The following is a 10,682-nucleotide window of genomic DNA, read 5'->3' on the forward strand; positions in this document are numbered from 1 at the left end:
TGTTCCATTATCGGGGCGACAGGACCAGCACGAGATTGCTCACCAGGAACTCCCGCAGTACCGGCACTCGGGTCAGCCACCAAGCCCATCTCGGGTGGTAGCGAGGGAAAGTCGCCACAGCGGCACCGGTGCTATCCGCCCACTTCAAGCCTTCTGCGGCCGACACGGCGAACAACGACGACCCGTAGTTGTTCTTTGCCGGATGGCCGTGTTTGCGGGCATAGCGCGCCGCGGCACGGGCTCCGCCGAGGTAATGGGTCATACCCATCTCGTGGCCGCCGAACGGGCCCAGCCAGACCGTGTAGGACAGCACGGCAAGTCCGCCGGGCCGGGTCACCCGCAGCATCTCGTTGCCGAGTTGCCAGGGGCGTGGGACGTGCTCGGCCACGTTGGACGACATGCAGATGTCCACCGAGTCGTCGGCGAAGGGCAGCGCCATGCCCGAGGCGCGGACGAACGTGCCCGGCTCGCGTTGGAAAGCCGGTCCGGCCGCATGCATCTCTGAGGGGTCGGGTTCGACGCCGAGGTAGCGCACGCCTCGAGCGGCGAAGGCCGACGCGAAGTATCCGGGCCCGCCACCGACGTCGAGCAGGGTGCGGCCGGCCGGTGGAGCGTCATGGACCGCTCGCCACAGGTCGTCGATCATGTCCGCGGTGTCGGCGGCCAGGGCGCCATAGAAGCGGGCCGGGTCCGGCTGTTCGTAGCGGAATTCCGACAGCAGTCGCACCGACCGGCCCAGGGTCGCCCGCCGCGCGAAAATGTCAGTTACCCGCACCCGCAAAACCCTACGGCCACACCACTTCCCCGGCGAACGTGCGCAATTGCACGCTTTCACGCGGCGTGTTGTGTACATACGCGCACGGTCGCAAAGGAGGTAAAGCGGGTACAAGGGTGTTATGGATGTCCCGGATTGGGTTTGGGCCCTGACCAGCTGCGGCATCGTGGGGCTGTTGGCCTTCGACTATTTCTTCCATGTCCGCAAGGTGCACGTCCCCACGCTGAGGGAGGCCGCAATCTGGTCGGCCGGCTACGTGGGCATCGCGGTGCTGTTCGGCGTCGGCGTGCTCGTGTTCGGCGGCAACGAAGCGGGCTCGGAGTACTTCGCCGGGTACGTCACCGAAAAGGCCTTGTCGGTCGACAACCTGTTCGTCTTCCTGGTGATCATGACCAGCTTCCGGGTTCCCCGTGAGGATCAGCAGAAGGCACTGCTGTTCGGGATTGTCTTCGCCCTGATCGCCCGTACCGGGTTCATCTTCCTCGGCGCCGCGATGATCAACGCTTTCGCGTGGGTTTTCTACTTGTTCGGGCTGATGCTGCTGCTTACCGCCGGCAGTGTTATCAAGCCCGACAACCACGACGACTCCGGGACGGCCGACAACCTGGTCATCCGGATCGCGAAGAAGGTGCTGCGCACCACCGAGCACTATGACGGCGACAAGTTGTTCACGACGGTCGACGGCAGGCGGGCAATGACGCCGATGCTCTTGGTCATGGTCGCGATCGGCGGCACGGACATACTTTTCGTTTTCGACTCGATCCCGGCGATCTTCGGCCTTACCCAGAACGTCTACCTCGTGTTCACGGCGACGGCGTTCTCGCTGCTGGGACTGCGGCAGCTGTTCTTCCTCATCGAGGGCTTGCTGGACCGGCTCGTCTACCTCTCCCACGGACTGGCGGCAATCCTGGCTTTCATCGGTGTGAAGCTGGTGTTGCATGCCTTGCACGAGAACAACGTCCCGTTCATCAACGACGGTGAGCCGGTGCCAGTGGTCGAGATCAGCACGGTCCTCTCGCTGGTTGTGATCGTGGGCATTCTCGTGGTCACCATCGTCGCGTCACTGCTCAGCCGCGGGGGCAAAGCCCGCACGGCGATCATCAACGCCCGCCGTCACGCCACGGCTTATCTCGACTCGGAGTACACCCACGATCCCGCCGAACGCGAGCGCATCTTCGGGATGCTGCTGGGCGAGCGCGACCAGATAATGGCGCTCGGACCGAAGTACCGCCAGCTGGTCCGCGACGAGCAGGCCCTGGTCGACCTGCTGGAACGCGCCGCCGCCAAACACGACGAGGCGGTCGAGCGCGGCGAGGCCGAGCCATTCGCCAGAACGGGATTGATCTCGTGAAGGTAGCCGGTGCGCGGTGTTTGACTCGTTGATCGACACGCTCGGCCACTCGTGGTGGGAATATCCGGTGATACTGCTGTTCTGCTCCTTGGATGCCGTCCTTCCCATCCTGCCGAGCGAGACGGTGCTGCTGACCGGCGGAATTCTGGCCGCCGACGGATCCATGGCCCTGGGCTGGGTGATCGCGATGGGCGCCGCCGGGGCGTTTATCGGCGACAACATCGCCTACGGGATTGGGCATTCGGCCGAAGACTGGGCTCGACGCTGGATCACCCGCGGCCAGACGGGCGAGCGCGCCCTGCGCTGGGCGCACGAGGGGTTGGAGCGGCACGGCGGTCCGCTGGTGATCGTGGCCCGGTTCGTTCCCGGGGGTCGCACGGCGACGACTATCGCCTGCGGTGTGCTGGAATTCCCCTACCGGCAGTTTCTGGTCTTCGACGCGATCGGTGCCGTGTTGTGGGGCATCCTCAACACGATGATCGGCTTCATCGGCGGGCACGCCTTCGCCGACAACCATCTCCTTGCGTTCGCGGCATCGTTAGGCGTGGGACTGGCACTGGCCGGAATATTCGAACTGGTCAGGTGGATGCGCACACGGACAACCGACCCGCACGCTCGCCGATCAGCCTCACCCGGCAGCAACCATGAGCCTCGCAACGGCGCGCTGACCGATCCCCACTAGGCCAATTGCCCAGCTCCTTCGCCCGCCACTGCGTGGCGCGCATCGTCGCCGGGCGGGGCTGAATTGCCCAGCTCCTTCGCCCGCCACTTCGTGGCGCGCATCGTCGCCGGGCTAGGCTGGACCGCAATGTCTGGTGTGCGCTCGGTACTGCTGCTGTGCTGGCGCGATACCGGCCACCCGCAGGGCGGCGGCAGCGAAGCCTACCTACAGCGCATCGGCGCCCAGCTCGCCGCCGACGGCATCGATGTCACCATGCGCACCGCTTGCTATGACGGCGCGCCGCGCCGCGAAGTCGTCGACGGCGTCCGGATCAGCCGGGCCGGGGGCCGCTACACCGTATACATCTGGGCATTGCTGGCAATGGCGGTCGCCCGCGTCGGCCTTGGTCCGCTGCGACGGGTGCGCCCCGATGTGGTGGTCGACACCCAGAACGGCTTGCCGTTCTTGGCCCGGCTGCTCTACGGCCGGCGGGTGGTGGTGCTGGTGCACCATTGCCATCGCGAGCAGTGGCCGGTCGCCGGGCCGGTGCTGGCGCGGGTGGGCTGGTTCGTCGAGTCGAGGTTGTCGCCACGACTGAACCGGAACAACCAATACGTGACGGTGTCGCTGCCGTCGGCGCGGGATCTGGTGGCTCTCGGCGTCGACAACGAGCGCATCGCGGTGGTGCGCAACGGTCTCGACGAGGCGCCGGCGCAGACGCTGTCCGGCCCGCGCGCGTCCGCGCCGCGCGTGGTGGTGTTGTCCCGGTTGGTGCCGCACAAGCAGATCGAGGACGCGCTGGAAGCGGTCGCGCAGCTGCGGCCCCGGATGCCGGATCTGCACCTGGACATCGTCGGCGGCGGCTGGTGGCGGCAACGGCTGGTCGACCATGTGCTCCGGCTCGGGATTTCTGACGCGGTCACCTTCCACGGGCATGTCGACGATGTGACCAAACATCATGTGCTGCAAGGCTCTTGGGTGCACCTGCTGCCGTCACGCAAAGAGGGCTGGGCCCTGGCGGTGGTCGAGGCGGCCCAGCACGGCGTGCCCACCATCGGTTACCGATCTTCTGGCGGCTTGTGCGACTCGATCGTCGACGGGGTTACCGGAGTGTTGGTTGACAATCGCGCCGAGCTGGTAGACCGGCTGCAACAGTTGCTCGGCGATGCGCTGTTGCGCGACCAACTCGGTGTCAAAGCTCAAGTGCGCAGCGTCGATTTCTCCTGGCAGCAAAGCGCGCAGGCGATGCGTTCGGTGCTGGAAGCGGTGCATGCCGGAGCGCGCGTAAGCGGCGTGGTCTAGCCGCGCTCACACACTCGCTGGGGCCTTTTCGCCGGCCGGTTGGGTGGCGCGGGTGTCTTCGGAGGCCGCTACCAGGCGGCGGCTGGGTACCGAGTAGCTGCCGGCCATGATCAGGCAGATCGCCGCGGGAGCGACGAATGCGTATCCGCTGAGCCAGTTTCCAAACAGCAGCCCGGTCGCGCCCCCCACCAGGAAAAGCAACAGGGTCACGGAGAGGACGGCAAGCTTCCACTTGTCGATACCCTGTCGACGGCTGCGGCCGAGCATCAGCCCGAGGTCGGTGACCGTGCCCGTGAAGTGGGTAGTGCGGATTGCCATTCCGCGGAAGCTTGAGGTCAGCCCGTTCTGCAGTCCCAGCGCCGCGGCGGCAAACAGGGCTTGCACCACGGGTGGTTCGATGCCAAGACCGGCGATATAGCCTTGCGCCTCGGCGTTTTCGCCCAGTGCGGCTAGCACCAACAGTGCCGCTTCCATGGTGAGCATCGCGGCATGTGTCGCCTGTGTCGGATGCTGGTTGGTCCCCAGAATTACTCCGGCGGTCATGGCGCCGCCCCAGAACCCGAGCAGGATGGCCGCCAGTAGATGTCCTTCGTACAGCCATGGGTTGGCCGTGTTCATCCCTAGCTGTGTCGTCACGCCCGTGAGGTTGCCGACCGGGAAAGCAAGGACCAGTAGGGCTACCGCGTTGACGCACCCGGCGACGAACGCCAGCGAGCCGCTGTAGCCCAGTAAGAGTCCGCGAGTCGAGGGGCCACCTTCGTGAGTCGGGTTTCTCGGTAGGCGCACAAGCAAGAAGCCTATATAACGAAAAATTCTTCATCAATAGTTTTTCATATGAATTCGCCAAGAGTGGCAGTGCGGAGCCAGGGCCATGTCGCCGAATTAGCGAAACTATTTACGTGAAAAACGGTGTATGTTCAGCCTATGAGCGCCGCGAAGGCAAACGAGTTGAGCGCCGCGCGTACCGGCTCCGAGCGCGGGTGGACATTTCTGAGCAACCACGGGCACGTACTGCTGTGCGTGTCGATCAGCGAGCCGTTGACGGCACGCGAACTGTCGCTGCGGGTCGGCATCACCGAACGATCCGTGCAAACGATCCTGGCCGATTTGACGGACGAGGGTTACCTGGTCAAGTCGAAAGCCGGCCGGCGCAACGTGTACACGCTCAATCCCGAGGGTAGGTTGCGCCATCCTTTGGAGGCCCGTCATACCGTAGGCGAGCTCGTCGAAGCCCTGTCGTAGCCACTTGGCCTACACATCCTGCTGCACCGACGATCAGCAGCGCCAGCCAGGCCAGGTGCGCCGCCATTGTCGCTCGAAGGCGGGCAGTGGATGTGTCGGTTGGGTGGCCCCCGATCCGGTAGACGGCGATGTCGGGGTCGCGATATGACGGCGTAAGCCGGTCCAAAGTGCGGGCAGCGGCTCCCATGTCACCGGCGCTATCGGACTCGGTGACCAGCCAGGTCGCCCCGGCAGCGGCCAGCGCCGACGGCTCGGGCCCGGTCAGCAGCAACTCCTGCACCGCGCGCGCGTGCGCGCCCTCCCCGGGCACCGTGACGCCGGAAATGGTCAGATCGCCGGTGGTGAGCACGTCGGCGCGAACCCATCGGGGCAACGGATCCAGAACCGGGGCCGAACCGGCCCAGGAGAAGCGCCGCATGGTGCCGGCGGGCAGCACCGCGACCGGGCCGGGCTCGCCGTTGATCACCGACGCCACCGCCGCCCAGCCCGACGGGTAGTGCACCGGTGCCACCTTGCCCGCAACCCCCCAGGCCAGATCGGGCAGCACCAGCACCAGCGCAACGCAGCACACCGGCGCCGCCACCGCCGGCCGTAGCCAGGGGCGCAGCGAAGTCACCGCGCCCGCACCGGCCAGCGCATACCCGGGCACCGCCAGCGCCACCCATTTCTGGCCGTCGCGCAACACCCCCAGCCCGGGCGCAACGTCGAGCACCGCACGCAACGCGTGCAGGCCCGGCCCGGTCGCCAGCGCCGCCGGAACCAGCACCGCCACCGCCGCCAGTAGCAACAACGGCAGCACTGCCGGCCGGCGCGCCACGGCCGGCAGTCCAATCGCCACCACACCGAGCAACACCACGGCCGATAGAACCGCGAAAAGTGTTGCGCGCGAAGCGGGTACAGCCTCGCCGTTCCAGATCCCGCCCAGACTGGCCAGGCTCGCCAGCGTGCCAAGGCCCGGCTCGGCGCGCGGCGCGAACGCGCTAACCCCGTTCGCGGCCGTGTGACTGGGCAACGGCGAGCCCAGGACAGCGGCCATCAACCACGGCAGCGCCGCCACCAGCGAAATCCCCAAAGCCGTTGCGGCCCACCGCCAGCGCGAACCCGGAACACCCCCCACGCAGACCAGCGCCACCGTCGCCGCGAGCAACAGCCCGGTAGGGGTCAGCCCGGCCAGCGCGATCCAGAACGCCAGCGCAAAGAACCGCCGGGAAAGCATCGCCGTCGCGACCCAGGGCAGACAACCGTAACCGACCAGCAGACTCCAGTGGCCCTGCAAAAGCCGTTCGGCGACATAGGGATTCCAGATCGTGAGCGTGCTAGCGGCGAACTGGCCACCGATCCCGGCGTCGGGTAGCGCCAAAGCCACCAGCGCCGCCGCACCCCAGCCCGCGAGCCACAGCCCCGAAATCAGCAGCGCCTTCACCACGATGCCGCCGTCGATCAGCTGCGAGCACAGCGCCACCGCGAAGTCCTGTGGGGTGGCACGCGGAGCGGCCGTCAACCCCAGGGCAGTATCGGACAGATACGACCGCGGCGTGGAAACCGCGTCGCGCAACAGTAGATAACCGGGTCGCAGCAGCGGCGCAACCACCACCAGCGTCAGGGCCAGCGCGTACCCGGGCCGCAACCAGCGCACGTCGGCGGGTTAGGTCCGTTCGGTGGGAGGTTCGGACGGCCCGTCCTCGGGCTTAGCCGGATCCTTAGCCGCATCCGGTGGGGCGGGATCGGCCGGCGGGTCCGCGCTCGGCGGACCGGCTTCCTCGGTCACCTCCGGCGGCCGCTGCGCGGGCAGCTTCTCGGTCTCGGCTTCGGCCCCGGGCACCGGTGGTTCCAGCCCGGCTCGGCGCAGGAAATCGGTGTCGTCGCGGTCCAGGCCCGGATCGGTCAGCGCGCTCTCGGTGCGCAGGCTGAACGAGGCCAGCACCGCCCCGCCGATCAGCGCGATCAACCCGACCGCGGTGAACGTGATCGGCAGTACCCGCGACCACAGTGCCAGCCGGTCGCGTTCGTCGCGGGCCATGTTGACCTGCGATTCGACCGTCTCCTCGGTGGACGTCACCTTGTAGTCGGCCAGCGTCACCTCGGGCTTGAGCGCATCGCGGGCGAAGTAGTGGTTGGCGTGCTCGGTTTTCTTGACGATCGTGCCCGAGACCGGGTCCACCCAGAACGTGCGCTGTGCGGCGTAGTAGCGGGTCATGGTGATCTGCTCGTTCGGCTCGCCGGGCACGCCCCACATCGCGGCCGAGGTGGTGACCTTGCCGTCCTCGTCGCCGGCATACAGCGACGGGTAGCGGATGGGCGCCACCAGCTTGCCCTCTGAGTTGTAGCCGACGGTTTGGGTGAACTTATAGGTGCTCAACCCGTTGACGTCCTCTTCGCCCTCGTAGTTCGCGTCGAAGGCCTTCTGCGCGATCGGATCGAAATAGGGATACGTCTTCTTTTCGGTGTGGAACGGGAAGCGGTAGGCAAGGCCGTCGTGGCGCAACGGGATTGCGGCGGGCGGGCTCTCGTCGTTGAAGCCGCGCGGCTTTTGCACCGAGCCGCCGGTGTGGGTGTCGTCCGAAACGGCCATCGCAGTCTTGCGGTTCAGGGTGACGGTGTCGACGATGGCCAGCAGCAGCCCGCTGTCCTTCTGCTTGTCGGTGCGCCGCACCGAGGTTCCGACCTGAAGGGTCACCACGTCGGCGTTGGCCGGGGACTCCACGCTGACCTGCTGCTGGGACACCAGCGGCACGTTCTGGTTGGTGACGACGTGATCGCCGGACAGCGACGCAGAGTCGAGTGCCGATCCGGTGCCCTCGCTGATCAGCGTGCTGTCGAGGTCGAGCGGGATTTTGGTGATCCTGCTGCTGGTATAGGTCGACAGCAGCAGCGCGGCGATCAGCAGGGCAGCCCCCAACCCGATCGTCCCGCATGCGGCGATTCGCAACATGACTGCTCGATTCACGTGCGCCGCTCCTCCTTACTGGTCCAACGACTCGCTCCGACCTGACCAAGCAGCATGGCAAAACCCGTTTGACCCTAACAGCAGAACGTAGCGGCCCGGCGGACGAACCTTTCGGGTGTACCCAATTCGGCCGGCAACCCACCCGGGGCAAACTGATGATCGTGACCGACGGCCAGCAGGTGGGTGGTACCCGCAGCTTCCTGCCCGCGGTCGAAGGCATGCGCGCCTGCGCGGCCATGGGCGTGGTCGTGACGCACACCGCTTTTCAGACCGGCCACTCCAGCGGTGTGACGGGCCGGCTCTTCGGCCGGTTCGACCTGGCCGTCGCGGTGTTCTTCGCGCTGTCGGGATTCCTGCTGTGGCGCGCGCACGCCGCGGCGGCGCGGGGTCTGGGCGAGCGCCCGCGGACCGGCCACTATCTGCGCTCGCGGGTAATCCGCATCATGCCGGCCTACCTGGTTGCGGTGGTGGTGATTCTGAGCTTGTTGCCCGACTCGGATAACGCCAGCCTGACGGTGTGGTTGGCGAACCTCACCCTGACGCAGATCTACGTGCCACTGACACTGACCGGCGGACTGACCCAGATGTGGAGCTTGTCGGTCGAAGTCAGCTTCTACCTCGCCCTCCCGGTTTTCGCGTTGCTGGCGCGGCAGATCCCGGTGGCTGCCCGGGTGCCGGTGATTGCCGCTTTCGGGATGCTCAGCTGGGCATGGGCATGGCTGCCGCTGGATGGCGGGCCCGGCAGCAACCCGCTGAACTGGCCGCCGGCGTTCCTGTCCTGGTTCGCCGCGGGCATGCTGCTCGCCGAATGGGTGCACAGCCCGATCGGCCCGGTGCACCAATTTGCGCGCCGCCGCCTGGTGATGGCCGTTGTCGCGGTGCTGGCCTACCTGGTGGCCGCGTCGCCGCTGGCCGGTCCGGCCGGCCTGGTCCAGGGCACGGCCACGCAATTCGCGGTGAAGACCGCGATGGGCGCCGTGGTGGCCTTCGCGCTGGTGGCCCCGCTGGTGCTGGACCGGCCCGACACTCCGCATCGCCTGCTGGGCAGCGCTCTCATGGTGACGCTGGGGCGCTGGTCGTATGGCCTGTTCATCTGGCATTTGGCCGCGCTGGACATGGTGTTCCCGGTGATCGGCACGTTCCCGTTCACCGGCCGGATGCCGACCGTGCTGGTGTTGACCCTGATCTTCGGGTTCGCCATTGCCGCGGTGAGCTACGCGCTGGTCGAGTCGCCGTGCCGGGAGGCGTTGCGCCGCTGGGAGAAACGCCACCAGGTAGCCGCGGGCACTATCGACCGCGAAGCCGACGCGATCGCGCCCTAGCATTTCGAATCACGATATCGCCTGCGATATCGCTTTTTGAAGGGCACTATCGCCCGGGAGCGCCGGTCTCAACCATGAGTGCCTTTTGAATTGCGATATCGCCGGCGATATCGCGCTAACTACTTCGACCTGAGTGTGTCCTGAAGTGAAGTGATGACGATGTAGAGGATCGTCAGAGCGAGTCGTGCTGTGCCCAAAATACAAGCGATTTCGACCGAAGCGAGGACAGGCGTATCAGGCGTTGGCCGTCGTGGAACACCGGCTGTTCGCCACCAATGTCAGTAGCTGGTAGCTGCCTACGGTAAGCCGTTGATTCCGGGCTGGCCGAACAGCGCCCCGCCGTGGCCGCCGATACCGGAGGTGGCGGCCGCCGTCGTGTAGTCAATTCCGCGGTTGCCGCCGTTACCGCCGTTGCCGATCAACTGGGCGTTGCCGCCATTCCCGCCGCTACCGGCAACCACACCGCTGTCCCCACCGGCGCCGCCGGCTCCGCCACTGCCGATCAGTCCGGAGATGCCCCCGGTCGCGCCGTTACCGCCGATCACGATGTAACCCGTCCCGCCGGCCCCGCCGTCGCCGCCATTGCCGAACAGCACCGCGCCGTTTCCGCCGCTGCCCCCGGCGCCGCCGGTCGCGCCGGAGAACCCGCCGTGGCCGCCGGCGCCGCCGCTGCCGATCAGGCCCGCGGCATTGCCGCCGGCCCCGCCGGCGCCCCCGAGGACATCACCCTGGCCGCCGGCGCCGCCGGCTCCGCCGTCGCCCACCAGCGATCCACCCTTGCCGCCGCCGCCGCCGGCCCCGCCCAGGCTCCCGGTCGCCAGCGCCACACCGCCCGCGCCGCCGGCCCCGCCGTTGCCCGTCAACAGGCCGGCGGCTCCGCCGATTCCACCGTTACCCGCGCTCACCGATCCCGTACCGCCGACCCCGCCGGCGCCTCCGTCGCCGAACAGGCCGGCGGTGCTCCCGCCGGCCCCGCCGCTGCCCCCTTGGAGGGCGCCGAGTCCGCCATCGCCGCCGTGTCCGCCGGAGCCGAACCACTGTCCGGCGGCCCCGCCGGTGCCGCCGGAACCACCGTGGGTGAG

At 67.4% G+C, this 10,682-nt stretch carries 9 protein-coding genes and 1 pseudogene; 5 read left to right on the forward strand and 5 right to left on the reverse strand.

The genetic code is table 11. The features are described 5' to 3' along the window. Positions 1 to 7: 7 nt before the first annotated feature. The gene (locus BST12_RS22810) at positions 8 to 775 is read right to left on the reverse strand and encodes a class I SAM-dependent methyltransferase (RefSeq protein ID WP_083115529.1); all 768 of its coding nucleotides are present in this window, start codon (positions 773 to 775) and stop codon (positions 8 to 10) included. 121 nt (positions 776 to 896) lie between these two features. On the opposite strand from BST12_RS22810, the gene BST12_RS22815 reads away from it, so the two are divergent. The 3 genes from BST12_RS22815 to BST12_RS22825 all read left to right on the forward strand — a co-directional run bounded on the left by BST12_RS22815 (position 897) and on the right by BST12_RS22825 (position 4,089). Beyond that, a complete protein-coding gene (locus tag BST12_RS22815) occupies positions 897 to 2,126 on the forward strand; it encodes a TerC family protein (RefSeq protein ID WP_083115530.1) in 1,230 nt (409 codons plus the stop codon). A gap of 16 nt (positions 2,127 to 2,142) precedes the next feature. Continuing rightward, a complete protein-coding gene (locus BST12_RS22820) occupies positions 2,143 to 2,808 on the forward strand; it encodes a DedA family protein (RefSeq protein ID WP_083115531.1) in 666 nt (221 codons plus the stop codon). Positions 2,809 to 2,934: 126 nt separating this feature from the next. Next, on the forward strand, positions 2,935 to 4,089 hold the full coding sequence (locus BST12_RS22825) for a glycosyltransferase family 4 protein (protein WP_083115540.1): 1,155 nt from the start codon (positions 2,935 to 2,937) through the stop codon (positions 4,087 to 4,089). Positions 4,090 to 4,095: 6 nt separating this feature from the next. On the opposite strand, the gene BST12_RS22830 is transcribed toward BST12_RS22825, so the two are convergent. Continuing rightward, a complete protein-coding gene (locus tag BST12_RS22830; RefSeq protein WP_245850508.1) occupies positions 4,096 to 4,875 on the reverse strand; it encodes a YoaK family protein in 780 nt (259 codons plus the stop codon). A 138-nt stretch (positions 4,876 to 5,013) separates the two neighbouring features. Here BST12_RS22830 and BST12_RS22835 point away from each other — a divergent pair, with 138 nt between their 5' ends. Further along, a complete protein-coding gene (locus BST12_RS22835) occupies positions 5,014 to 5,331 on the forward strand; it encodes a helix-turn-helix transcriptional regulator (RefSeq protein WP_083115533.1) in 318 nt (105 codons plus the stop codon). On the opposite strand, the gene BST12_RS22840 is transcribed toward BST12_RS22835, so the two are convergent. After that, the gene (locus BST12_RS22840) at positions 5,255 to 6,967 is read right to left on the reverse strand and encodes an MmpA family trehalose lipid delivery protein (RefSeq protein ID WP_083115534.1); all 1,713 of its coding nucleotides are present in this window, start codon (positions 6,965 to 6,967) and stop codon (positions 5,255 to 5,257) included. The genes BST12_RS22835 and BST12_RS22840 overlap by 77 nt on opposite strands. Positions 6,968 to 6,976: 9 nt before the next feature. Next, complete coding sequence (pgfA, locus tag BST12_RS22845) at positions 6,977 to 8,278, reverse strand: cell envelope lipid trafficking protein PgfA (protein WP_169726840.1); 1,302 nt, start codon at positions 8,276 to 8,278, stop codon at positions 6,977 to 6,979. 155 nt (positions 8,279 to 8,433) lie between these two features. Here pgfA and BST12_RS22850 point away from each other — a divergent pair, with 155 nt between their 5' ends. Beyond that, positions 8,434 to 9,600, forward strand: a complete 1,167-nt coding sequence (locus BST12_RS22850; RefSeq protein ID WP_083115536.1) for an acyltransferase family protein — start codon at positions 8,434 to 8,436, stop codon at positions 9,598 to 9,600. Positions 9,601 to 9,896: 296 nt separating this feature from the next. On the opposite strand, the pseudogene BST12_RS31110 reads toward BST12_RS22850, so the two are convergent. Continuing rightward, positions 9,897 to 10,682 (reverse strand): annotated as a pseudogene (locus BST12_RS31110) (hypothetical protein); the annotation flags it as partial.

Source organism: Mycobacterium angelicum, from assembly GCF_002086155.1.
GTDB lineage: Bacteria > Actinomycetota > Actinomycetes > Mycobacteriales > Mycobacteriaceae > Mycobacterium > Mycobacterium angelicum.